The organism is Halomonas lysinitropha (assembly GCF_902500215.1).
Lineage (GTDB): Bacteria > Pseudomonadota > Gammaproteobacteria > Pseudomonadales > Halomonadaceae > Halomonas > Halomonas lysinitropha.
Genome location: NZ_CABVOU010000033.1, coordinates 86,392 through 110,835, shown reverse-complemented (window position 1 = coordinate 110,835; position 24,444 = coordinate 86,392). Strand labels below are relative to the sequence as shown.

Sequence of the window (24,444 nt, the reverse complement as noted above, 5' to 3'; positions counted from 1 at the left end):
CAAGTGCCGCACCGGCACCCAGGCCAACACCGACAATGACGCCGGACTCTTCTTACTGTCCGAGGCGCACCTGGACACCCATGAACCCCGACCTCGACGCCCTCAAGCCCTACCCCTTCGAGAAGCTCGCCGCCCTCAAGGCCGGCGTGACACCGCCCGCCGGGCTGACGCCTATTCCGCTGACCATCGGCGAACCACAGCACGCCCCCTTCGCCGGCGCCCTGACCGCCCTGCACCGCCATCAGGAAGATTTCGCCCGCTACCCGACCATCGCCGGCAGCGCTGAGCTGCGTGGCGCCATCGCCGGCTGGGCGACGCGACGCTTCGGGCTGGCCGGGCTCGACGCCGACCTCCAGGTGCTGCCGGTGAACGGCACCCGGGAGGCGATCTTCGCGTTCGTCCAGGCGGCGCTGGATCGCACTCGCCCGGCGAAGGTCGCGATGCCCAATCCCTTCTACCAGATCTACGAGGGTGCCACCCTGCTGGCCGGCGGACAGCCACTTTACCTGGACGGTACCGCCGGGAGCGGCTTTCGACCGGACCTGGCCAGCGTGCCCGCCGACACCTGGCGCGACGTCCAGCTGGTGTTCCTCTGCTCGCCTGGCAACCCCACCGGGGCAGTGACGCCGCTGGCCGAGTTCGAGACGCTGATCGCCCTGGCCGACGAGCACGACTTCCTGATCGCCTCGGACGAATGCTACTCGGAGCTCTACCTGGACGAGGCCGCCCCGCCGCCGGGGCTACTCGAGGCCTGTGCGCGCCTCGGCCGCCACGACTATCGGCGCTGCCTGGTGTTCCATTCGCTCTCCAAGCGCTCCAACCTGCCGGGGCTGCGCTCCGGATTCGTTGCCGGCGATGCCGAGCTGATCGCTCCGTTCAAGCGCTACCGCACCTACCACGGGTGCGCCATGTCGCTACCCGTGCAGCAGGCGTCGGTCACCGCCTGGAACGATGAGGCACACGTGCGCGCCAACCGAGACGCCTACCGCGAGAAATTCGCCGCGGTCACCGAGGTCCTCACCCCGGTACTGGACTTCCCCGCCCCCGAGGCCAGCTTCTACCTTTGGCCGGCGGTGCCCGGCGGGGATGACGAGGCCTTCACCCGCGCTCTTTACGCCGCGGAGAACGTCAGCGTGCTGCCCGGCAGCTACATGGGGCGGAGCGGCAACAACGGAATCAACCCCGGCAGCGGCCGACTGCGTCTGGCGCTGGTTGCCGAGGTCGAGGCCACGGTAGAGGCCGCCGAGCGAATCCGCCGCTTTATCGAGAGGAGTGCCCGATGCTGACGCTCTACGTGATCAAGAACTGCGACACCTGCCGCAAGGCGCGCAAGGCCCTGGAGGACAAGGGCATCCCCTTCCAGGTCCATGACCTACGCGAGGACGGGCTCTCCGCGCCGCTGCTGGAACACATCCTGCACCGTGTGCCAGTCATGGAGGTGCTGAACAAACGCAGCACCACCTGGCGTCAGCTCGATGAGGAGGAGAAGGCCGACATCGACGCCAACAAGGCCCGCGAGCTGATGCTGTCCCACCCCACCCTGCTCAGGCGCCCGCTGCTCGATACCGGCGACGAGATCCTCGTTGGCTACCGCGACGGCGATTACGACTCACTCTAGGGCCTGCCCAGGCTCTGCTCCACCCTTCCAAAGGACACCATCCCCATGCTGAGCTTTGCACTCGGAATCGGCACCCAGAATACCCAGGGCGACTGGCTGGAGATCTACTATCCGGCCCCACTGCTCAACCCTGACGCCAGTCTGGTAGCCGCCGCCGCCAAGATACTCGACGCCCCCGACGGCAACGCCGCGATCAGCTTCCTGCCCGAGCAGTGCGCCGAGCTGGCCGGCGCGCTGAAGGCCGCCGGCCACGAGGAGCAGGCTGAACTGGCCGAGTCCCTGGCCGCGAGCCGGCGCCCGCTGGTGGCCATGTTCCTGAACGTGGATACCCCGCCCCAGAGTGCCCCGGAGGTCTACCTCAAGCTGCACCTGCTCTCCCATCGCCTGGTGAAGCCCCACGGCCTGGACCTCACTGGCATGTTCAGCCTGCTACGCAACATTGCCTGGACCAGTGAAGGGGCGATCGATATCGAGGAGCTACCGGCCCGCCGCCTCAAGGCGCGCCTGGAGGGACGCCCGCTCTCCGTGGACTGTGTCGACAAGTTCCCCAAGATGACCGATTACGTGGTCCCCAGCGGCGTGCGCATCGGTGACACCGCCCGGGTGCGGCTGGGCGCCTATCTCGGTGAGGGCACCACGGTGATGCACGAGGGCTTCGTCAACTTCAACGCCGGTACCGAGGGGCCGGGCATGATCGAGGGCCGCATCTCCGCCGGCGTGATGGTCGGCAAGGGCTCGGACCTCGGCGGCGGCTGCTCCACCATGGGCACCCTCTCCGGTGGCGGAAACATCGTCATCAAGGTAGGCGAGGGCTGCCTGATCGGCGCCAATGCCGGTGTCGGCATTCCGCTGGGGGACCGCTGCACCGTGGAGGCCGGCCTCTACCTCACCGCCGGCGCCAAGGTCACCCTGCTCGATGACCAGGGCCAGGAGGTCGAAACCGTGGCCGCCCGCGAGCTGGCCGACCAGAACGACTTGCTGCTGCGCCGCAACTCGCAGAACGGACGCATCGAGTGCCTCACCAACAAGAGCGCCATCGCGCTCAACGAGGCACTGCATGCCAACAATTGAGCCGCCTGAGCTCTCCCCGACCCTGGCGCTTGCCTTCGAGCTGATCCGGCGCCCCTCGGTGACACCGGATGACCTGGGCTGCCAGGCGCTGATGATCGAGCGACTCGAGGCGCTCGGCTTCCGGGTCGAGCGTCTGCCCTTCGGCGACGTGGAAAACTTCTGGGCGACACGCGGCCACCATGGGCCGCTGCTGGCCTTCGCCGGCCACACAGACGTGGTCCCCAGCGGCCCCCAGCCCCGCTGGGACTTTCCGCCCTTCGAGCCGTGCATCGATGGGGCGGGCATGCTGCGGGGCAGAGGGGCCGCCGACATGAAGGGCAGCCTGGCGGCCATGGTCACCGCGGTGGAACGCTTCGTGACGGCCCACCCGGACCATCACGGGCACATAGGCTTCCTCATCACCTCCGATGAGGAGGGGCCCGCGGTCGACGGGACCCGGGCCGTGGTCGAGCACCTGCGCGAGTCCCACGACCGGCTCGACTACTGCATTGTCGGTGAGCCCTCCTCCACCGACCGACTCGGTGACGTGATCAAGAACGGTCGTCGCGGCTCGCTGGGAGGGGTGCTGCATATTCGGGGCATTCAGGGCCATGTGGCCTACCCGCATCTGGCGCGCAATCCCATTCACCAGGCACTGCCGGCGCTGGACGCCCTGACGCGAGAACCCTGGGACGCCGGTAACGCCTTCTTCCCCGCCACCAGCTTCCAGGTCTCCAATATCCGTTCGGGGACCGGCGCCACCAACGTGATTCCCGGCGAGGTCGAGGTGGTGTTCAACTTGCGTTTCTCCACCGAGGTGACCCACGAGCAGCTCAGGCAGCGCACCGAGGCACTGCTGGATGCCCATGGCCTCGACTATCACCTGGACTGGACGCTCAATGGCGAACCCTTCCTCACTGCCGAGGGCGAACTGGTGGAGGCCGCCGTCAATGGCGTCGAGGATGCCCTGGGGCACCGCCCAGAGCTCTCCACCGCCGGCGGCACATCTGACGGGCGCTTCATCGCTACGCTGGGCAGCCAGGTGGTCGAGCTCGGCCCCTGCAATGCCACCATCCACCAGGTCAACGAGCGGGTACTGGCCTCGGACCTCGATGACCTCAGCCGAATCTATGAGGCGATCCTCGCCAGACTCTTCGTCAACGGCACGGCCCAGCTCTGAGGCACCCATGCAATCCTATCCTGATATCGAGATCTACCTGGCGCACTGTGACATCGCGCGTGTGGATGCCTGGCTCCAGCAGGCCATCGCCGCCGAGCCGCTGTCGCCGCTGGGCAAGCGCAAGTGGCACACCCTCGGCAGCGCCGCAGCCGACGAAATACCGGTGCTGGTGGTGGAGAAGGCCGCCGACGGTTTCACCAGCCTGTGGTTCGACAGTCCCGCGACACCCTGGGCGACCGACACGGAATGTGCTCAGGAAGCTGCCGCCCGGCTAGGCTGCGAGGTGCGTTGCTCGCTGGGTGGCTGGCAGCCCGGCGACGATCCGGACCGTTTCCTTCAGGTATTGCCCGATGGCAGCGAGCAGCCGATCGACTGGCCCGACTCAGGGCAATGAGACAGAACGACCGCGCCCCGCTAGAAGCGGGGCGCGGTGCATGGAGAACGCGAAAAATGCGCCTGGTGCAGGCCGTTCTTCAGGTAATCACGGTGACGTCGTCGGCCTGAAGCCCCCGCTCATTCTGTATGACGTGATAGCGCACTTTCTGGCCCTCGGCCAGAGTACGATGCCCTCGCCCACGTATGGCACGGAAGTGCACGAAGACATCCTCGCCGTCGTCACGGGTGATGAAGCCGTACCCCTTGTTGACGTTGAACCACTTGACCTCGCCGATCTCGCGATCATCGTCCTCGACCTCGGCCAGGTTGACCAGCTGGGGCGTCAGGGCGTTGACCGCCAGGGTAGCGACCAGCAGTACCAGAAAGACGGCGGCGACGGCGGCGAAATAGACCATGGCCACGCCGCCAACCTGGAGGCTGGAAAACAACTCACGGGACAGTGCGCCACCGGTGAGATGGACGAACAGGGCAATCAACAACGGGGCCGGCGCGGCCAGCAGCAGGCTGATGAGACTGCAACGAAACACGACCTTTCGATTCATGGACCTGTAGAACTCTCTTGTCGGGGTGAAAGGAAGGAACACATCATGATGGAGGTGCCACGATGAACGGCAACACTCGACAAGGGGATTCTACCATGAGCACCGATTCGACGCCTGCCGAGCTGGCACGGCGCCTGGAGGCTCTGGAGAGCCGAATCGCCTATCAGGAGCACTGGCTCGACACCCTCGACGTGGCCGTGGCCAATCAGGAGAAGCGGCTGTCACACCTCGAGCGGCTCAACGTGCTGATGCAGGAGAGACTGCGCGACCAACAGCGGGCACTGCAGGAAAACGACACGGCGACGCCAGGCCCAGAGGACGAGGTGCCGCCGCACTACTAGCGCCGAGCGCCGAGCGCCGAGCGCCGAGCGCCGAGCGCCGAGCGCCGAGCGCCGAGCGCCGAGCGCCGAGCGCCGAGCGCCGAGCGCCGAGCGCCGAGCGCCGCAGAATGATCGCTAACGCCTGGCTTGCGTCAACAATTAACCCCGTTGGCTTTCACAACCAACGGGGTCAATTCTGTTTCAGCACAAACACCCCTGCCCGCACTTGTCAGCTTGGCGCTCGGCGCTTGCGACTTGGTGCTGTCAGAGCTCGTCCAGATAGCGCTCGGCATCCAGCGCGGCCATGCAGCCGGTGCCGGCGGAGGTCACGGCCTGCCGGTAGACATGATCCATCACGTCGCCGGCAGCGAACACGCCCGGTACGCTGGTGGCAGTCGCATTGCCTCCGAGACCGGACTGGACCTTGATATAGCCGCCGGCCATGTCGAGCTGGCCCTCGAAGATGCCGGTATTGGGACTGTGCCCGATGGCGATGAAGAGCCCGGGCGCCTGGATTTCTTGGGTCTCGCCGGTCTCGGTGGACTTGAGGCGCACGCCGGTCACGCCGCTGTTGTCGCCCAGCACCTCGTCCAGGGTCTGGTTCCATTCCAGCACCACGTTGCTGTTCTCGGCTTTCTCGAACAGCTTGTCCTGAAGGATCTTCTCGGCGCGGAGGCTGTCACGGCGGTGCACCAGGGTCACCTTGGAGGCGATGTTGGAGAGGTAGAGGGCCTCCTCCACGGCGGTATTGCCGCCGCCCACCACGACCACTTCCTGATTACGGTAGAAGAAGCCGTCGCAGGTCGCACAGGCCGAGACTCCCTGCCCCATGAACTTCTGCTCCGATTCGAGGCCCAGATAGCGAGCACTCGCCCCGGTAGCGATAATCAGGGCGTCACAGGTGTAGGTTCCGCCGTCGCCCTTCAGCGTGAAGGGACGCTCGCGCAAGTCCACCTCTTGAACATGGTCGAAGAGCACCTCGGTGTCGAAGCGCTCGGCATGTCGCTTCATGCGCTCCATCAGCTCGGGCCCCTGGACGCCGGCATCATCCCCCGGCCAGTTATCCACATCGGTGGTAGTGGTCAGCTGGCCGCCAGCCTGGATGCCAGTGATCAACAGCGGCTTCAAGTTGGCCCGGGCGGCGTAGACGGCTGCGGTGTAGCCGGCAGGGCCGGAGCCCAGGATGATCAAGCGTTCGTGACGCGCAGCGCTCATGGAGGACCTCATAGTGAATCGGGTTGAATCGGTCGGGCGACGCCCGGCGGGAGAATCTACAGCACTTCATCGTCGCGCCCCAGCGTCACCTGAAAGGCGTTCACATCCTCCAGGTCGACCTCGATTCGAACCTGGATCGGCGCACAGCAGATGTGGCAGTCCTCCCAGGTGAGCTGACTGCCTTGAGTGGTGTCGACCAGCAGATCGAAGGGCGCATCGCAGTAGGGGCAGTGCACACGACGCGACGTCAGCTGTTCCTCGTGCATCCGGCCTCCTGGAACCCTCGTACCGTAGTGCAGCAATATGAGGGGGCAAGGTCGGCATTTCAAGGGAGCTCGAATAGCATCCGCTCCAGGCAACGCTTGAAAAGGCCATCTATCATGACCATGTAACCACCAAGGTGCCAGGATGGTGCCCTCACTCCCCGCGATGCGAAAGGAGGACAGACAGCATGAGCAACGAGTCCACACCGGATACCCTGCAGACGCTGGACGCCGGCGGCACGACCTATCACTTCCACAGCCTGGAGAAGGCCGCCGACGCCCTGGGCAACATCGACCGCCTGCCCAAGACCTTGAAGATCCTGCTGGAAAACCAGTTGCGCTTCGCCGATGACGAGAGCGTCGCCCGCGAGGACATGCAGGCGCTGGTCGACTGGCAGCAGCAAGGCCACTCCGACCGGGAGATCGGCTATCGCCCGGCGCGGGTGCTGATGCAGGATTTCACCGGCGTGCCCGGGGTCGTCGACCTGGCCTCCATGCGCGCCGCGGTGGAATCCCTCGGCGAGGACCCGGCTCGAATCAACCCGTTGTCGCCGGTGGACCTGGTCATCGACCACTCGGTGATGGTCGACAAGTTCGGTAATCCCTCGGCGTTCAAGGACAATGTGGCCATCGAGATGGACCGCAACCGCGAACGCTACGAATTCCTGCGCTGGGGTCAGGACGCCTTCGACAATTTCCGCGTGGTGCCGCCGGGCACCGGCATCTGCCATCAGGTCAATCTCGAGTACCTGGGCAAGACCGTCTGGACCAAGGAGCAGGACGGCCGGACGCTGGCCTACCCGGACACCCTGGTGGGAACCGACTCTCACACCACCATGATCAACGGCCTGGGCGTGCTGGGCTGGGGCGTCGGGGGGATCGAGGCCGAGGCGGCCATGCTCGGCCAGCCGGTTTCGATGCTGATTCCCGAGGTGGTGGGCTTCAAGCTCACCGGCAAGCTGCGCGAGGGCATCACCGCCACCGACCTCGTGCTGACGGTCACCGAGATGCTGCGCAAGAAGGGCGTGGTGGGCAAGTTCGTCGAGTTCTACGGCGATGGCCTCAAGGACCTGCCGGTAGCTGACCGCGCCACCATCGCCAACATGGCCCCGGAGTATGGCGCTACCTGCGGCTTCTTCCCGGTAGACGACGAAACGCTGACCTACTTGCGCCTGACCGGCCGCGAGGATGCCCAGATCGCCCTGGTGGAGGCCTACAGCAAGGCCCAGGGCCTGTGGCGCCAGCCCGCCGATGAGCCGATCTTCAGCGATACCCTGGCGCTGGACATGACCGAGGTGGAGGCCAGCCTGGCCGGCCCCAAGCGGCCCCAGGACCGGGTGGCGCTCAAGGACATGAAGGCGACCTTCGCCAAGCTGATGAACGAAAACGGCGACAAGCTTCCCGAGACCGACAAGGGCCGCCTGTTTTCCGAAGGTGGCCAGACGGCCGTGGGCGTCGAGGAGAGCTACGAGCACCACGACAGCCAGGAGGTGGAATTCAAGGGCGAGGCCTTCAAGCTCAATCCGGGGGCAGTAGTGATTGCCGCCATCACCTCCTGCACCAATACCTCCAACCCCAGCGTGATGATGGCGGCCGGGCTGCTGGCGCGCAACGCCCTGGCCAAGGGCCTCAAGACCAAGCCTTGGGTGAAGACCTCACTGGCTCCTGGCTCCAAGGTGGTAACGGATTATCTCGAGGCCGGCGGCGTCAACGACGATCTCGACGCTCTGGGCTTCAACCTGGTGGGCTACGGCTGCACCACCTGCATCGGCAACTCTGGGCCGCTGCCGGAGCCCATCGAGAAAGCCGTCGAGGACGGTGACCTCACCGTGGCCTCGGTGCTATCGGGCAACCGCAACTTCGAGGGGCGCATTCACCCACTGGTCAAGACCAACTGGCTGGCCTCGCCGCCACTGGTGGTGGCCTATGCCCTGGCGGGCAACGTCCAGCTCGACCTGACCCAAGACCCGCTGGGCACGGATTCCCACGACAACCCTGTCTACCTCAAGGACATCTGGCCCAGCCAGGCGGAAATCGCCGAGGCCGTGGAAAAGGTCAACACCGAGATGTTCCGCAAGGAATATGCCGAGGTGTTCGACGGCGACGAGACCTGGAAGTCGCTCAAGGTGCCCGAAAGCCAGGTCTATCAGTGGTCGAAGGATTCCACCTACATCCAGCACCCGCCCTTCTTCGAAGGCATGGGCCGTGAGCCTGACGCCATCGAGGACGTCAAGGGCGCCCGTATCCTCGCCCTGCTCGGCGACTCGGTCACCACCGACCATATATCACCGGCCGGTGCCATCAAGCCCGATAGCCCCGCCGGACGCTACCTGCAGGAACGCGGCATCAAACCGGTGGACTTCAACTCCTATGGCTCACGCCGCGGCAATCATGAGGTGATGATGCGCGGCACCTTTGCCAACGTGCGTATCCAGAACGAGATGCTGGATGGCGTGATCGGTGGCGAGACCCGTCACGTACCCTCAGGCGAGCAGATGGCGATCTACGACGCCGCCATGACGTATCAGGAAGAGGGGACGCCGCTGGTGGTGATCGCCGGCAAGGAGTATGGCACCGGCTCCAGCCGCGACTGGGCCGCCAAGGGCACGCGCCTGCTCGGCGTGCGCGCGGTACTGGCCGAGTCCTATGAGCGCATCCACCGTTCCAACCTGATCGGCATGGGCGTGGTCCCGCTGCAGTTCCCGGAAGGCGAGAGTCGCACATCCCTGGGCCTGACCGGCGACGAGACGGTCTCCATCGAAGGGCTCAGAGAGCTCACCCCAGGCGGCAAGGTCAAGGTGACCATCGCCTCCGACAAGGGCGAGAAGAAGCTCGAGACGCTGTGTCGCATCGACACCGCCAACGAGCTGGAGTACTACCGCCACGGCGGTATCCTCCACTACGTGCTGCGCAAGATGATTGGGGCCGCCTAGGCGGGTCGGCCTGACCAGCCACCTAGGCCCGGTAAGCGCCAGCGCACCGGGCGACTACGCCGGATGCGCCTTCGGCTTATCCGGCCTACTTGAACTGAGTATTGCATAAGCCACAAGGAGCAAAGGCCCCGCCGGGTAGCTCGGCGGGGCCTTCTTGGGTTCGGGCTCCGGACAAGAAAATACTACTGCTCGTTGCTCGTCGCTTAGAACGAACGGCGGCGATAGCGCCGATACGCCGGCGACCAGCAGCTGCGCTCGATGGCCTCGCGCAACTTGATGCCGTTGGTCTTCAGTGCCACGCCCTCGCCTTGGGCCTGGGCGGCCACGTCGAAGGCGATCGCCTTGGAGAGTTCACGGATATGAGAGAGCGGCGGGAGCAGCGCACCCTCCCCGTGCTTGACCAGCGGCGCCTCACGGGCCAGCGCCCGGGACGAGGCCATCAGCATGGCATCGGTGACACGCTTTGCCGCCGACGCTACCACGCCAAGACCGATCCCCGGGAAAATGTAGGCGTTGTTGCACTGGGCGATAGGAATGCTGCGGCCGCCATACTCCACCGGTGGGAAAGGACTACCAGTGGCCACCAGAGCCGCACCATCGGTCCAGCGGATAACGTCCTCCGGCACCGCCTCGGCGCGGGACGTGGGATTGGAGAGCGGCATGATCAGCGGCATTTCGCAGCCGGCATGCATCGCGCGCACTACCTTCTCGGTGAAGATACCCGGCATGCCGCAGACCCCGATCAACACGGTGGGCTCGACCCGTCGCATCACCTCGAGCAGCGCCTGGCCGTCCCAACCGACCACCAGCTCGGGATCGTGGGCCAGCCGGCCCTGGAAGTCGCGAAGCCAGGCCTGTTCGGAGGTGACCAACCCCTCGCGGTCAACCATGTAGATACGCGAACGCGCTTCTCTTTCCGTCAGGCCCTCCGCCTGCATGGCCACCACCACCTGCTCCGCGATGCCACAACCGGCGGAACCCGCCCCGACGAACACCACTCGCTGTTGTCCGATGCCCTGTTCACGGGCCTGGCAGGCCGCCATCAGGGTCCCGACTACCACCGAAGCCGTTCCCTGAACATCGTCATTGAAACAGCAGAGCTCGTTGCGATAGCGATCGAGCAGCGGCAGGGCATTGGCCTGTGCAAAGTCTTCGAACTGCAGTAATACACCCGGCCAACGGCGCTTCACCGCGGCGATAAATTCCGCCATGAAGGCATCGTACTCCTCCTGGGATACCCGGCGGTGGCGCCACCCCATGTACATGGGGTCGTCGAGCAGCGCCTGGTTGTTGGTGCCCACGTCGAGCATGATCGGCTGAGTATAGGCCGGGCTGATACCGCCGCAGGCGGTGTAGAGCGCCAACTTGCCGATGGGGATCCCCATGCCGCCGATGCCCTGGTCGCCGAGCCCCAGGATACGTTCGCCGTCGGTGACCACGATCACCTTGACCTTGTCCTTGGTGGAGCTGCGCAGGATGTCATCCATGTGGTCGCGGTCCGGATAGGCGATGAACAGGCCTCGGTGATTGCGATAGATGTTGGAGAACTCCTCGCACGCCTTGCCGACCGTGGGGGTATAGATGATCGGCAGCATCTCCTGGAGATGCTCAGTGACCAGCCGGTAGTAGAGGGTCTCGTTGTCATCCTGGATGGCGCGCAAATAGATGTGCTTGTCCAGATCGTTCTGGCATTGGCTGTACTGTCGATAGGCCCGTTCCACCTGCTCCTCGATGGTCTCCACATTCTGGGGCAGCAGGCCGATCAGGTTGAATTCCAGGCGTTCTTCGCGGGTGAAAGCACTACCCTTGTTGAGCAGCGGCATCTCGAGCAGCGGCGGGCCGGCATAGGGGATGTAGAGGGGACGCTTCTGGTCGATGGTCATCTCTCGCCTCGATACGGTGACTGGGACGGGCCGTTGGCGCTCTGTCGACGCCTTGCCATCAACTCTAGCACGCGGCAAAAAACGACGCCCCGGGCTGGGGCCGGGGCGTCAACGCTGCTGGCGGGTACCTGGCTCAGCAGCCTTTCGCGACGGGAGGACGGGTTGGCTTCCCTTCGAAAAAGAAGGGACGCAGCTTCACTCCGAGCATATTGCCGGCAAAGGCGGCCACCAGCCATACCCAGCCATGCAGGCTGCCGGAGGCAATGCCGCTGAAGTAGGCGCCGATATTGCAGCCAAAGGCCAGGCGAGCCCCGTAGCCGAGCATCAGGCCGCCTATTATCGCCGCCAGCACCGATCTGGCCGGAATACGAAAGTTGGGGGCGAACTTGCCGGCCAGCGACGCCGCCAGCAGCGCCCCTAGCAGGATGCCGATGTTCATCACGCTGGTAATGTCGCGCCAGAGGGTGGCCTCCAGGGCAGCCGCATTCCACGATGACTGCCAGTAGCCCCACTGGCTGACGTCGCCACCGAGCGCCTCGAAACCCTTGGCGCCCCATAGGGCGAAAGCGGAGGTGATGCCCCAGGGGCGGCCGGCCAGTGCCAGGGTGGCGAAGTTGAGCAGGGCCAGGCCCACGGCCCCCGCCAGCAAAGGCCAGGGGCCGGTCAGCCAGCGACGGTTGCCGGCATCGACCGTCGGAGCCCGCTCCAACTCGCCATGACGACGCTTCTCCATCCCTATGGTGAAGGCGGCAATGGCGGCGAAAAGTACCAGGCTGATGGCGATCCCGCCTCCAGTCCCGGCGGTCTTGACCAGCGATACCGGCTGGAAGGCGGGCAGGCTCTGCCACCAGCTGAAGTGGGCGGTACCGATCAGCGAGCCGACGATGAAGAACAGCAGGGTAATCAGCATGCGGGCGTTGCCACCGCCGGCGGTGAACAGGGTACCCGAGGCGCAGCCGCCGCCGAGCTGCATGCCGAGACCAAACAGGAAGGCGCCGGCGACTACGGAGACGCCGATCGGGGCCACGAAACCATAGACCGACTGGCCGAAGAGGCTACCCGCACCCAGCGCCGGGAAGAACAGCAGCACCGCAATGGCCAGCATCACCATCTGGGCACGCAGGCCGCGGCCACGCCGCTCGGTGATAAAGACCCGCCAGGCGGAAGTAAAGCCGAAGGCGGCATGGTAGAGCACCATGCCCAGCAGGCCGCCCACCACCATCAGGGCGCCTACGCGAGCGCCGAAAGCGGCGCCCACGACCAGGGCGCCCAGCAGCAGAGCGCCGGCCGCCACGGCGGAAACGGAAAGTCGGGAACGTTGTGTCAGGGCGAGTTCACTCATGGTGTGCTCTCTACGCGATCATCAGGGGCATGAAGCCCGATAAGTCGACTATCCTAGCCACTCTCGAAAAGCACGTAAAAGTATTTAAAACAAATTATCGATAATCAGAAAGAATAACACTCCCCCTTGCTGCAATGACAACGGGCGCCCGAAGGCGCCCGTATTGTCGATATGCACGGCCATGCATCAGACGAAGCGTCCGAGCCCCGCTGCCTGGCGCAGGCGATCCATGAAGGGCACCGCCTCGGCACGGGCCCGCTCGGCCCCCTTGGTCAGCACCTGCTCGATGTGGCCGGGGTCCTCCATCAGCGCCTGGTAGCGCTCGCGGGGTTCGCGCAGCTGTTCGTTAAGCAGCTCGAAGAGCCGGTTCTTGGCCTCGCCCCAGCCGATGCCGTTGGCGTACTCGGTGCGCATGGCCCCGGTCTCTTCGGCCGTGGCGAAGGCCGAGTAGATCTGGAAGAGGGTACAGGTCGACGGGTCCTTGGGTTCGCCGGGCTCCAGGGAGTTGGTCTTGATCTTGCGGACCAGCTTCAGCAGCTTCTTCTCCGAGACAAACAGCGGGATGGTATTGTTGTAGCTCTTGGACATCTTGCGGCCATCCAGTCCGCCCAGGACCTCCACCCGCTCGTCCACCACGGCATCGGGCAGGGTGAAGTACTGCCCCTTGTAGAGGTGGTTGAAGCGCCCGGCGATGTCGCGGGCCATCTCGATGTGCTGGATCTGGTCGCGACCCACCGGCACCTTGTTGGCGTTGAACATCAGGATGTCGGCAGCCATCAGCACCGGGTAGCCGAACAACCCCATGGAGATGCCCTTGTCCGGATCCTGGTTGCCGGCAGCCTCATTCTCGGCCACCGCCGCCTTGTAGGCATGGGCACGGTTCATCAGCCCCTTGGCGCAGACGCAGGAGAGCAGCCAGGTGAGCTCGGGGATCTCCGGCACGTCCGACTGGCGATAGAAGATGGCGTTGTCGGTATCCAGACCCAGCGCCAGCCAGGTGGCGGCGATCTCCAGGCGCGACTCCTGCACCCGGCGAGGGTCCTGACACTTGATCAGCGCATGCAGATCGGCCAGGAAATAGTAGGACTGGACGTTCGGGTCCTGGCTCGCGGCGATGGCGGGCTTGATCGCCCCCACGTAGTTGCCCAGATGGGGGGTGCCGGTGGTGGTGATGCCGGTAAGAACCCGGGTCTTCTCGGAAGCTGCACTCATGGGGTAAGCGGACTCTGCTGTTCGGAAATGGCCGCTATGGTAACGCGAGGCCCCGATCAAGGCGACCGGGGCCCGCACCTTCAGCGCAACATGCCGGCAGGCTCGACATATTCCAGTCCGAAGGCCTCGGCCACCGCCTGATAGGTCACCTGCCCATCGTGAACGTTGAGGCCGGCGGCGAAGTGGGCGTCGTCGGCCAGCGCCTGCTGCCAGCCCTTGTCGGCGAGCGCAATGACGAATGGCAGGGTGGCGTTGATCAGCGCCTGGGTGGATGTGCGCGCCACGGCGCCAGGCATGTTGGCCACACAGTAGTGCACGATCCCATCCACGATATAGGTCGGGTCGGTGTGGGTAGTGGCCCGGCTAGTCTCGAAGCAGCCGCCCTGATCGATGGCCACGTCCACCAGCACGCTGCCGGCTTTCATCTCGGCGAGCATCTCCCGGGTGATCAGCTTGGGCGCGGCGGCCCCCGGAATCAGCACGGCGCCGACGATCAGGTCGCACTCGCGCACCGCCTCGTCGATGGCATCGGCGGTGGAGAACACGGTCTTCATGCGGCCCTGGTAGCGATCGTCCAGGGTCTCGAGGCGCGGAATCGACTTGTCGAGCACCGTTACCTCGGCGCCCAGGCCCAGTGCCATGCGGGCGGCATTCTCGCCCACCACGCCGCCGCCGATCACGGCCACCCTGGCCGGTGCCACCCCCGGCACCCCGGGCAGCAGCACACCTGAGCCGCCCTGGGCCTTCTCCAGGCTGTGGGCGCCGGCCTGGATGGCCATGCGGCCTGCCACGGTGCTCATCGGCGCGAGCAGCGGCAGGCCACCCTGGCGGTCGGTGATGGTCTCGTAGGCGATACAGGTGGCGCCGCTCGCCATCAGGCCGCGGGTGAGCTTCTCCTCGGCGGCCAGATGCAGGTAGGTGAAGAGCGTCTGGCCTGCCTTGAGACGCGCAACTTCCTCGGCCTGGGGCTCCTTGACCTTCAGGATCAGCTCGGCGTCGTCCCAGAGCTTGGCCACGTCGGCCTCGAGACGCGCCCCGGCGGCTTCAAAGGCGGCATCGGCAAAACCGGCACCTTCACCGGCGCCGGCCTGTACCGTGACCGTATGACCGCGGCGGACCAGTTCCCTGGCCCCGGTGGGCGTCAGGGCGACACGGTACTCGTGGTTCTTGATTTCCTTGGGCACGGCAATCTGCATGGGCTTCTCCTGGGAGCTGTCACTGGATGGGCTTCCTGTCCATTACAGCATAGCGAGGACATTCACACAGATTCCAGATGAAAGAACAGAAGAAATTATCGCCTAAACCACCATACGCCGATCTTTTTCTTTTCAAGACGGAAGGTAAACAGAAATTCAGGGGGTGTCCGCAACCGCGGCCTCGCCATAGATCCTGCGGTACTCATCGGGCAGGCGCCGCGGGCGGCCGCTGGAAAGCTCGATGCAGGCGAAACGGGTGCGTGCGCGAAGCAGGGTTCGGCCATCGGCGGGACGCAACAGCTGAAAACGACGCGTCAGGGTCAGGCGGCCTTCAAGGTCGATGATCCAGGTGGCCAACCGGAGTCGATCCCCTTCGAAGGCCGGCGCCAGGTAGTCAAGCTCGTGGCGATGTACCGCCATGCCGCGGTCCAGCTCACGGTAACGCGCAAGAGAAAGGCCCAGCGACTCGGAGTGGGCCCAGCTGACCTGCTCGATCCACCTCAGGTACTCGGCGTTGTTGGCGTGCTCGTACTCGTCGATGGCCGAGGGAGCGACGACGATCTCGATGACGAAAGGCTGGGGCAAGTCCCATTCCATCTCACGACTCCTTATGGCCCAGGGGACGGTTCGTACCGCAGTTCCAGCAGGTATCGAAGACGCCCTCCAGGCGCTCCCGGCAGCCAGGACAGGTCCATGCCGGGCGCTCGCTCGTTCCTTCCAGGGTCTGGTGGATAAGGGCCTCGGCCCGTTCGTGGTTATGGGGCGCCACCCATACCTCCGGCTCACACTCTCCCAGCGGCAGCTCACCGGCGCCACCCCCCAGGGTCATATTGCGCAGCTCCGCGGGAATGCCGGCCGCCGTCAGCACATTGTGTACGTGGCTGACCAGCAGCGCATTGGAGTGGGCAAAGGCACGAATGTAGCCAGGGACCATCGGGAATCAGTCCCGGAAGACCCGAACGCCCAGGGCCTTGAGGTAGGCGGTCTCGGGAATCGCCGGATGGATCGGGTGGTCCGCCCCCTGGTGGCCCTGGAAAAGGATCTGTCCCTGACGATCCTGATGACGCACCGCCCCGCGTACCACGTCCACCAGACGCTCCGGGGCCAGGTGCATGGAACAGGAGGCCGAGAGCAGCAGGCCGTCACGCCCCAGCAGGCGCATCGCCTCGCGGTTGAGCTTGCCGTAGGCTCGCTCACCGCTGGGAATGTCCTTACGCTTGCGGATAAAGGCGGGCGGGTCGAGGATCACCACGTCGAACTCCTCCCCCTCGGCCTTGAGGGCCGCCAGGACCTCGAAGGCATCGCCCTCGCCTACCGTCACCTGCTCATGAAGCCCGTTCAGAGCCGCATTCTCGGTGACCCGTTCCAGGGCCGGACCGGAAGAATCCACGCAGAGCACCTCTCGAGCCCCGTTGGCCGCGGCCTGCACGCCCCAGCCACCCACATAGCTGAACAGGTCCAGCACGCGCTTGCCGGCCACCAGACCATTGAGCCAGGCGCGGTTGGCGCGATGATCGAAGAACCAGCCGGTCTTCTGGCCGTCGAGTACGGGAGCAGCAAACTTGACGCCGTTCTCCTCCAGCAGCACCTGGTCAGGCAATTCCCCCTTCACGACCTCGACGCCAGCCTCGAGACCTTCCTGGCGTCTCCCGCTGGTGTCGTTGCGCAGCACTACCGCCGACGGCGACATCACCTTGTCCAGGGCGTCGAGCAGTTCGGGCAGCACGGCCTGCATGCCGGCGGTATTGAGCTGCACGACCAGCACGTCGCCGAAGCGGTCGATGACCAGCCCCGGCAGCAAGTCGCCTTCACCATGCACCAGGCGGTAGAAGGGCTGGTCGAAGAGGCCTTGGCGCAGCGCCAGCGCCTGGTTGAGGCGGTGCACCAGCAGCGAGCGATCGAGCCCCTGCGCCGGGTCACGAGACACCATGCGGGCGCAGATCAGCGAGTGCGGATTGACATAGGCGACCCCCATGGCCTTGCCATTGGCGGCCTCGACCACCACCTGCGCGCCGGGCTCGATCTCCTTGATCGGCGTGGCCTGGATGTCGATCTCGTTGGAATAGAGCCAAAGATGGCCGGCCTTGAGGCGACGGTCGGCGTTCTTCTTCAAACGCAGTGAGCGAAGTGCGGTCATGGGAGCATCTCGTGGGAAAGAGGAGGAAACGTCGGCGCCGCAGCGCCGTCGTCAGGTCTGGCAGTGGCCGCAGAACACACTGGCTCGCTGGCCCAGGGTCACCAAGCGCAACTCGGCGCCGCAGCGTCGGCAGGGTTGGCCATCGCGGCCATAGACGTTGAGCCGCTGCTTGAAGTAGCCGGGCTCGCCGGTGCCGCCGACGAAATCCCGCAGAGTGGTACCGCCCTGAGTGATGGCAGCGGCCAGCACCTCGCGCACCGCCGCCGCGAGCCGCTCATAGCGCTCCCGGGAGATGCGCCCAGCGGAGCGGCGCGGGTCGATACCGGCCAGAAACAGGGCCTCGGCGGCATAGATGTTCCCCACCCCCACCACCACGGCGTTGTCCATGAGGAAGGGCTTCACCGCCAGGCGGCGGCCGCGGGAGCGCGTGAAGAGGCGTTCGCCATCGAAGGCCTCGGAGAGCGGCTCCGGCCCCAGCCGGGCCAGGCGCGAATCCTGCGCCGCGCTGCCGGCCAGCCAGTCGACGAAGCCGAAGCGGCGCGGATCGTGGTAGCGCAAGATGGCGCCGTCATCGAGCACCAGGTCGAGATGGTCGTGCTTCTTCGGCAGCTCGCCCAGGCGGGCCATGCGCAGGCTGCCGGACATGCCCAGGTGCCAGAGCAGGGTCCCCGGCGCCTCGCCCTCGAGCGGCACCAGCAGGTACTTGGCTCGCCGGGCGAGTTCGCCGATGCGCGCGCCGATCAGCCTCTCGACGAGATCCTCAGGCACCGGCACGCGCAGACTCGCCTGGCGCACGATCACTTCGACGATCTCGCGACCTTCCACGTGAGGAGCAATGCCGCGGCGGGTAGTCTCGACTTCGGGCAACTCGGGCATGGCTAGGTCCGGCGGGACAACGATACGCAAGAACCCGACCATCGGGCCGGGTTCAGGCTGACAGGCTCGTGCCTGCGGCGGAAGCGACCAAGTACTACTTGATCTTGCCTTCCTTGTACATCACATGCTTGCGGACGACCGGGTCGAACATCTTCTTCTCGAGCTTGTCCGGCGTGTTCCGCTTGTTCTTGTCGGTGGTGTAGAAGTGGCCGGTACCGGCACTGGATAACATTCTGATCTTGTCGCGCATGACGGTTATCTCCCGTGATAAATCGCTTAAACGGCTTCGCCGCGCTTGCGGATGTCGCCGAGAACGGCCTCGATGCCCTTCTTGTCGATGACGCGCATGCCCTTGGAGGAGACGCGCAGCTTGACGAAGCGATTCTCGGACTCCACCCAGAAACGATGGGAATGCAGGTTCGGCACGAAACGACGACGCGTCTTGCGCTGGGAGTGTGAAACGTTGTTACCAGTCACCGGGCGCTTGCCGGTAACCTGACATACTTTGGACATGAGAGCCTCCAACCGCTTGGCCAGGTGTTTAGACCTGAGTGTTCAAAACCTGTCGGGCAAACCGGGACGACCCCGTTGTTATTTGACCCAAGGGAATTCAAAGGCTGCACTTTATACCAGAGACCGCCACGCCGGGCAAGCACGGAACGGGGATCCAGCAAGGGCATAAGGTGTCGCCGCAACGGGGCGTAGTGCGATGTGGCCAACCGATAGCGGAAAGCATGCTTGCGACCCTGAATCCCGGGACGTTTACCCAAGGGAACCGAGCGCAGCCGGGAAAGCATTATAGCGAAGCGACCGGTAAAGTGCTACAGCCTGCTACCTGTCTCGTTCATGGAAGAGAACTATCCATTTGACGGGAGGCCTGTCCCCTATGTCGCATTTTGGATATCACGAAGCATGGCCTGAAAGGAGCTGGCTTCCAGGGGACGAGCGAGAAGAAACCCCTGGATACGGTCACAGCCATGTTCCTGCAGCCAGGCCAACTGCTGCTGGCTCTCGACGCCCTCGGCCACGGTCCTCAGCCCGAATGCTTGGGCCATGGCGAGGCTGGCCCGGACGATGGCCTCGTCGCGCTCGTTGTCGCACAGGCCGTCCACGAAGGATTTATCGATTTTGAGCTCGGCCAGGGGAAACCGCTTGAGATTGACCAGCGAGGAGTGGCCGGTCCCGAAATCGTCAATGGCCAGCTCGATTCCCTCCGCATTAAGCCTATGGATCTCCTGGTTGACGATGTCGGAGTGCTCAATAAGTGCACTTTCGGTGAATTCGATCTGAAGCTGGTCCGCAGTGACGTCATGCCGGGCCATGGACCTGAACAGCCCCGAGGCGACCCCCTCCCCTCGGAAGTCCTTGGGCGAGACATTGAAGGAGATGGGGGGCGAAAAGAGTCCGACGGCCCGCCAGGCGCCCAGCTGCTCGCACAGGAGTGCCACCACCCGCTGGCTCAACTCCGTGATCAGGTCAGATTTCTCGGCGATCGGGATAAACCGCGCCGGGCTGATCGTCCCCTTCTCGGGGTTCTCCCAGCGCAGCAGGGCCTCGGCCCCCACGAGCCGATCGGGATCGCGTGCGTCGAACTGGGGCTGATACATCAGGCGCAGCTCTTGGTGAGTGAGGGCCCTGCGCAGCGCCTCCTCGAGCGCTCGGTCTTCACGGAGGCGCTCATAAAGCCCCAATTCATATAATCGCAACCGATTACGACCGCTCTCCTTGGCGCGATACATGGCAATTTCGGCCGCTTGGCATAGGGTGTCCACGTCATCCCCGTCCTCAGGATACAAGGCCAGGCCAGCGCTGGCGGTGATGCGCAGGTGACTGCCTCTGACCTCGAAAGTGCCGGCGAGGCGCTCCATCAGGTGCTGGGCGAACAACGCTGTCTTCCGGACATCACAGTCGGCGAACACCACCGCAAATTCGTCGCCGCCTATTCGCGCCACCGTGTCCACATCTCGCACCCTCTTCCGAAGCTGGGCAGCCACTTGTCTCAGCAGTGCATCTCCCACCTCGTGGCCAAGGGTGTCGTTGATGTCCTTGAAATGGTCCAGATCCAGGATCATAAGGGCCATCTTCCTCTTGCTGCTGCGAGCCTGGGAAAAAGCCTGGTGGGCTCGATCCTGGAACAGGCTTCGGTTGGGAAGGCCGGTCAAGGTATCGTGGCTAGCGAGGTACTCGATCTTGCGCTGGGAGTCCTTGATTTGACTGATATCCGAGAAGACACCCACTAAATTTCGAGGTTGCCCCTGATCGTCGTCGAGGCGATTGAGGATCATCCATCCCGGGAATACCTCGCCGCTCTTGCGGCGGCCCCATATCTCCCCTTGCCAGAAGCCCCGCTGGTTGAGGTGCTCCCAGATATCTTTGTATGAGGCTTGACCGTGGCGATCCGTTTTGATGAGGCTGTTTAGGCTCGTTCCCAGAACATCCTTTTCAACACAACCGGTAATCCGGATGTAGGCCTTGTTGACGGACTGGATACGGCCGGCAGAGTCCATCACGACGATGGCATCTCCGGTATCCTCAGACACACGGACAGCGATTCTGAGCTGGTCTTCCGTCTGTCGTCGCTCCGTGATATCCATCACGGCGCAGCGGAACCGAGCAGTACCAGACTCCGCAGCGGGTTCCACCACGCTCTCCATCCGCACCATGCGCGGGGCGTTTTCATCCCCTGCCAGTGTCAGATCGACGGCCTGAGAAGTCTCCTTGGTGGCGAGTGCGCGGCGGTGGAGATGTAGCGCGTCCTGGGAGTCAGCGGCCACGAACGCGAACAGGTCATGGCCCACCAGATCGGTTCCCGGGGCGAACAGGGCGTTGGCGGCCCGATTGGCCTCTTGGATGCACCCTTTGGCATCCAGGAGGAGATAGCCCATCGGTGCTCGCTCAAACAGGTCTCGATAGCGGGTCTGCGCGATTTCCCGGGCGATTTCCAACCGGTCCCGTGCCTGTTGCAGCTCCTCGTTCTGGATTCGCAGCTCTTCCTGGTGCAGCTCCAGCTCGGATACCAGGGATTGGATACACGTCACGGTAGAGCTGGAAACATCTGTCAAGCCTTGACGCAGGCGACGGTGAGCCGCTTCCCGCAAGGCCCTCGGTGAAAGAGGTTGGTTGTTATTGTCCACTCTAGTCTCCTTTGGACAAGCTGCTAGGGCTCAGGCACCGAACTTTGTCTATCCATGGTGAGCAGGATCATTACCCCGCCCTCTTCTAATTCTAGGCGGCAGGCATTCAACCAAAAGTGAGCCGGCTCCAAATCATCTACAGCCACGCTCAGCTCGAAATCGCAGATAGCCTGCTGTCGCGGCAAGACCTCAAGAAGGCGGGCCCTCAATTCAGGATTATCCCACTGCCCATTGGCCAGATCGAACAGACTTTTCCCCTCCACCACCTCGGGGGTCAGGGGAAACGTACGATAGAAGCCATCGTTGGCAGACACTACATGCAGCTCAGTATTGAGTACCAGCAGGGGCTCCCGAACGGTGTCCACGACCGCCCGGAAAAATGCCTCGCCACGTGCCACGCCCTGAGCGACCTGAATGTCTTGAAAGGTGCAGACCACTCCCCGGATAACATTTTGTGTGCTGCGGTAGGGCTGGATGCGTAGCAGATACCAGTGGCCGCTCTGCGTCTGCACTTCCACCTTTCTGGGGACCAGGGTGTCCAGAACCGCCTCGGCATCCGCCAGGAGCGTGTCGTAGCGCAACCTGTTGGTCAGCTCACTCAGCGGCCGACCAATATCGGTCGGGCGCACGGCAATCAGATCCTGCACAGCCGGGGTGAACCGCTTGATATTCAGGGCCTCGTCGAGAAAGAGAGTGGCGAGGTGGGAACTGTCCAGGAGGTTCTTGAGGTCATCATTGACCTCGGTGAGATTATCGACGCGATTTCGGAGTTCCGCGTTGACGCTGCGCAGCTCCTGGTTGAGGGATTCGACTTCCTCCTTGGCGGCCTCCAGCTCCTCGTTGCTGCTCTGATGCTCCTCGTTCATGGACTGGAGCTCTTCGTTCATGGACTGGAGCTCCTCATTGGCAGCATGCATCTCTTCCACCGCCACCTGCTTGTCTTGACGCAGCGACTCCAGCTCACGCTTCAGACGAGCCTCGGTCTCGCCGTTGCTGCTGCCTTTGCCTGCACCTGTGCCCTCTATATTGGTCGCAGGGCCGCTTGTCTCGACGGACCCGCTCACCGGGCCTGAATCGGGGGCCGGATGAAAGGCCACCAGATAGAATCCTACCAGGGCGGTGGGCATCCGAATCCGCTGGACCTCCAGTCGAACCGGCTCGGTATTGTCATTGGTCTGGACTCGAACCTCCCGACTGATTGGATCGGCATCGCCGCCCGACGCCCCCTGCAATGCCTGACTCAGCGGCGCTCGCAGCCCCGGCCGCGCCATCTCCAGAAGCCGATTTCGGGTGGGACCGCTGGCGGGCTCCAGGAATTTGCCGATTCGCCCGTGGACATACACCACCTCCCCCTGGTCGTTGACGACCACCGCCGGCGGGCCAAACTGCAGCGCGATAAGGCGCTCCACACTGTGTGAGAGGCTGTCAACGGACCCCATTGCCGCGCTCTTGCCAAGTGCCTGGTAGGGCAGTCGGCGGAAACGACTGGGGCCCGGCATCACCGGCAAACGAGCTGCCAAGGAGCCCTCGGCCACCCGGTAGATCCGGGCGTCCTTCTCCACCGCGAAGAAGGCCTCGCTCTGGTGGTCCATGCTCTCTGAGGGTCCCAGCACCAGCAGCCCGTCACTGCGCAGGGCGTACCGGAATAAGGCCAGCAAGCGCTCCTGACAATCCCGTTCCAGGTAGATCAGCAGGTTGCGACAGGTAACGAGGTCCAGGCCGGTGAATGGCGGGTCCTGAAGGGCATTGTGCTCAGCGAATACCACCATGTCCCGCACCTCCCGGCTGATCAGGTAGGTGTCGTTTTTGGCGGAGAAATACTGCTGCAGGTGCGACTTGGACACATCGTGGGCGATGCCGGCCGGATAGCGCCCCCGTCGGGCCGTTTCGATGGCCGCCTGATCCACATCGGTGGCGAAGATCCTGACCTCCGGGGCCTGCCCCCAGCCAACCAGGCATTGCCGGATGAGGATGGCCAGGGTGAAGGCCTCCTCGCCGGTGGCACAGCCCACTACCCAGGCTCGGAACTCCTGCCCCGTCCGGGCCGCCTTCTGCAGCATCGCCGGCAACAGCGTCTCGCCCAGCGTGTCCCAGACCTGGCGGTCCCGGAAGAAGTTGGTAACACTGATGAGAAACTCTTGGAACAGGAGGTTGACCTCCTCGGGATGGGACTGCAGGTAGTCCAGGTATGCCGAGGGGTCGGGGATTTGCCGCAAGTCCATGCGCCGCTCAAGGCGTCGAGTCAACGTGCTGGCCTTGTAACCCGAGAAGTCGTGACCGGTACGATGACGCACGCGGTTAAGGATCTGACTCATGAGACCTGGCGGAATCGACGGCTGATGGCCTGGCAGAGCCGCCTGGCGATGGTGTTGTGAGCGGAGATAGCCGGTCAAGGTGGCCGGCATGTCTCCCGGAGGCAGCACGTAGTCCACTTGACCGGTCGCAATGGCATTAGCCGGCATATCCCCAAACTCGGCGGTATCCGGGTCCTGGGCCATGACCATACCGGCCAGGGACTTGACGGCCTGGATCCCCAAGGTGCCATCGCTGCCCGTTCCGGACAGGACAATCGCAAGGGCCCGGTGTCCCGCCTCATCCGCCAGGGAGCGAAAAAAAGCGTCGATGGAATGAAGTGGACCGGGCCGCCGCCCCGCCGCCGGCAGGTGGCTCACCGGATGCTCCTGGGTCTTTCGAGACCGAACCAGCTGACCCCGGTAAAAGATCCAGCCGTCACTCGGCAACGCTACATAGACCCGGTTCGGCAGGAGGGTTTCCCCTTCCTCGACCATCTGGACGGGCATGGCCGTTTGTGGACCGAGGATTTCTGGCAAGTGACTGTGCTCGCCACTGGGATGGTGGGTGGCGATGACATACGCGGCTCCCGTGTCGGGAGGCAGGTTGGCCACGAAGGATCTAAGGGGCTGGAGAGATCCAGCCGACCCTCCGATACCGACAATCGATAGGGCGTCCGTGGGGGAATGAGCGTTCGATGACGACATGGGTTGATCTCGAATGGAGAGAGTTTAGTCTCTCATCTCCTCACCGCTCATTTCGACCCATTCACAGGAATGCTTTGCGTCCATGGCAAGCGGGCATATTGAACCTCATCCCGCCTGGAACACCGTGATTATACGAGAGACCCTGTTC

At 64.3% G+C, this 24,444-nt stretch carries 22 protein-coding genes; 7 read left to right on the top strand and 15 right to left on the bottom strand.

Annotation, left to right across the window (positions count from 1 at the left end):
* Positions 1–80 precede the first annotated feature (80 nt).
* Genes dapC through HALO32_RS09550 form a run of 5 tightly spaced genes read left to right on the top strand, consistent with a single transcriptional unit; the run spans position 81 to position 4,242 of the window.
* Positions 81–1,286 (top strand): succinyldiaminopimelate transaminase, encoded by a 1,206-nt coding sequence (dapC, locus tag HALO32_RS09570; RefSeq protein WP_151443601.1) that lies wholly within the window; start codon positions 81–83, stop codon positions 1,284–1,286.
* Positions 1,280–1,618, top strand: coding sequence for an arsenate reductase (locus HALO32_RS09565; RefSeq protein ID WP_151443599.1), 339 nt, complete (start codon positions 1,280–1,282; stop codon positions 1,616–1,618). The genes dapC and HALO32_RS09565 overlap by 7 nt, the downstream gene beginning before the upstream one ends.
* A 45-nt stretch (positions 1,619–1,663) precedes the next feature.
* Positions 1,664–2,689, top strand: a complete 1,026-nt coding sequence (dapD, locus tag HALO32_RS09560; protein ID WP_151443597.1) for a 2,3,4,5-tetrahydropyridine-2,6-dicarboxylate N-succinyltransferase — start codon at positions 1,664–1,666, stop codon at positions 2,687–2,689.
* On the top strand, positions 2,676–3,848 hold the full coding sequence (dapE, locus tag HALO32_RS09555; RefSeq protein WP_151443595.1) for a succinyl-diaminopimelate desuccinylase: 1,173 nt from the start codon (positions 2,676–2,678) through the stop codon (positions 3,846–3,848). Before dapD ends, dapE begins: the two co-directional genes overlap by 14 nt.
* Positions 3,849–3,855: 7 nt before the next feature.
* On the top strand, positions 3,856–4,242 hold the full coding sequence (locus HALO32_RS09550) for a hypothetical protein (RefSeq protein ID WP_151443593.1): 387 nt from the start codon (positions 3,856–3,858) through the stop codon (positions 4,240–4,242).
* Between the two features lie 79 nt (positions 4,243–4,321).
* Here the strand turns inward: HALO32_RS09550 and HALO32_RS18265 are convergent, their stop codons facing one another.
* Entirely contained in the window at positions 4,322–4,786 is a 465-nt protein-coding gene (locus tag HALO32_RS18265; RefSeq protein ID WP_325063455.1) for a cold-shock protein, read from the bottom strand.
* A gap of 95 nt (positions 4,787–4,881) precedes the next feature.
* Between HALO32_RS18265 and HALO32_RS09540 the strand changes: the two genes are divergently transcribed.
* Positions 4,882–5,127, top strand: coding sequence for a SlyX family protein (locus HALO32_RS09540; protein ID WP_151443592.1), 246 nt, complete (start codon positions 4,882–4,884; stop codon positions 5,125–5,127).
* A 243-nt stretch (positions 5,128–5,370) separates the two neighbouring features.
* On the opposite strand, the gene trxB is transcribed toward HALO32_RS09540, so the two are convergent.
* Positions 5,371–6,321, bottom strand: a complete 951-nt coding sequence (trxB, locus tag HALO32_RS09535) for a thioredoxin-disulfide reductase (RefSeq protein ID WP_151443590.1) — start codon at positions 6,319–6,321, stop codon at positions 5,371–5,373.
* Between the two features lie 56 nt (positions 6,322–6,377).
* Positions 6,378–6,587 (bottom strand): CPXCG motif-containing cysteine-rich protein, encoded by a 210-nt coding sequence (locus HALO32_RS09530; RefSeq protein WP_151443588.1) that lies wholly within the window; start codon positions 6,585–6,587, stop codon positions 6,378–6,380.
* A 185-nt stretch (positions 6,588–6,772) separates the two neighbouring features.
* Here HALO32_RS09530 and acnA point away from each other — a divergent pair, with 185 nt between their 5' ends.
* The gene (gene acnA, locus HALO32_RS09525) at positions 6,773–9,517 is read left to right on the top strand and encodes an aconitate hydratase AcnA (RefSeq protein WP_151443586.1); all 2,745 of its coding nucleotides are present in this window, start codon (positions 6,773–6,775) and stop codon (positions 9,515–9,517) included.
* A 203-nt stretch (positions 9,518–9,720) separates the two neighbouring features.
* On the opposite strand, the gene HALO32_RS09520 is transcribed toward acnA, so the two are convergent.
* The 12 genes from HALO32_RS09520 to HALO32_RS09465 form a co-directional block, all read right to left on the bottom strand.
* Positions 9,721–11,400: an NAD-dependent malic enzyme gene (locus HALO32_RS09520; protein WP_151443584.1), complete on the bottom strand. Its 1,680-nt coding sequence runs from the start codon at positions 11,398–11,400 to the stop codon at positions 9,721–9,723.
* Between the two features lie 133 nt (positions 11,401–11,533).
* Positions 11,534–12,742: a YeeE/YedE family protein gene (locus HALO32_RS09515; RefSeq protein ID WP_151443582.1), complete on the bottom strand. Its 1,209-nt coding sequence runs from the start codon at positions 12,740–12,742 to the stop codon at positions 11,534–11,536.
* A 186-nt stretch (positions 12,743–12,928) separates the two neighbouring features.
* On the bottom strand, positions 12,929–13,954 hold the full coding sequence (locus HALO32_RS09510; protein ID WP_151443580.1) for a tryptophan--tRNA ligase: 1,026 nt from the start codon (positions 13,952–13,954) through the stop codon (positions 12,929–12,931).
* Positions 13,955–14,034: 80 nt separating this feature from the next.
* Positions 14,035–15,150 (bottom strand): alanine dehydrogenase, encoded by a 1,116-nt coding sequence (gene ald / locus HALO32_RS09505; protein WP_151443578.1) that lies wholly within the window; start codon positions 15,148–15,150, stop codon positions 14,035–14,037.
* Between the two features lie 156 nt (positions 15,151–15,306).
* Positions 15,307–15,747, bottom strand: a complete 441-nt coding sequence (locus HALO32_RS09500) for an acyl-CoA thioesterase (RefSeq protein ID WP_151443576.1) — start codon at positions 15,745–15,747, stop codon at positions 15,307–15,309.
* A gap of 1 nt (position 15,748) precedes the next feature.
* Positions 15,749–16,084, bottom strand: a complete 336-nt coding sequence (locus HALO32_RS09495; RefSeq protein ID WP_151443574.1) for a putative signal transducing protein — start codon at positions 16,082–16,084, stop codon at positions 15,749–15,751.
* Between the two features lie 6 nt (positions 16,085–16,090).
* Positions 16,091–17,287, bottom strand: a complete 1,197-nt coding sequence (locus tag HALO32_RS09490; RefSeq protein ID WP_151443572.1) for a class I SAM-dependent rRNA methyltransferase — start codon at positions 17,285–17,287, stop codon at positions 16,091–16,093.
* A 51-nt stretch (positions 17,288–17,338) separates the two neighbouring features.
* Entirely contained in the window at positions 17,339–18,163 is an 825-nt protein-coding gene (mutM, locus tag HALO32_RS09485) for a bifunctional DNA-formamidopyrimidine glycosylase/DNA-(apurinic or apyrimidinic site) lyase (RefSeq protein ID WP_151443570.1), read from the bottom strand.
* Positions 18,164–18,257: 94 nt separating this feature from the next.
* Positions 18,258–18,413, bottom strand: coding sequence for a 50S ribosomal protein L33 (gene rpmG / locus HALO32_RS09480; protein ID WP_151443569.1), 156 nt, complete (start codon positions 18,411–18,413; stop codon positions 18,258–18,260).
* A gap of 26 nt (positions 18,414–18,439) precedes the next feature.
* Complete coding sequence (gene rpmB / locus HALO32_RS09475; RefSeq protein ID WP_151443567.1) at positions 18,440–18,676, bottom strand: 50S ribosomal protein L28; 237 nt, start codon at positions 18,674–18,676, stop codon at positions 18,440–18,442.
* 371 nt (positions 18,677–19,047) lie between these two features.
* Positions 19,048–21,297, bottom strand: a complete 2,250-nt coding sequence (locus HALO32_RS09470) for a putative bifunctional diguanylate cyclase/phosphodiesterase (protein WP_151443566.1) — start codon at positions 21,295–21,297, stop codon at positions 19,048–19,050.
* 23 nt (positions 21,298–21,320) lie between these two features.
* Positions 21,321–24,296, bottom strand: coding sequence for a CheR family methyltransferase (locus tag HALO32_RS09465; protein WP_151443563.1), 2,976 nt, complete (start codon positions 24,294–24,296; stop codon positions 21,321–21,323).
* Positions 24,297–24,444 lie beyond the last annotated feature (148 nt).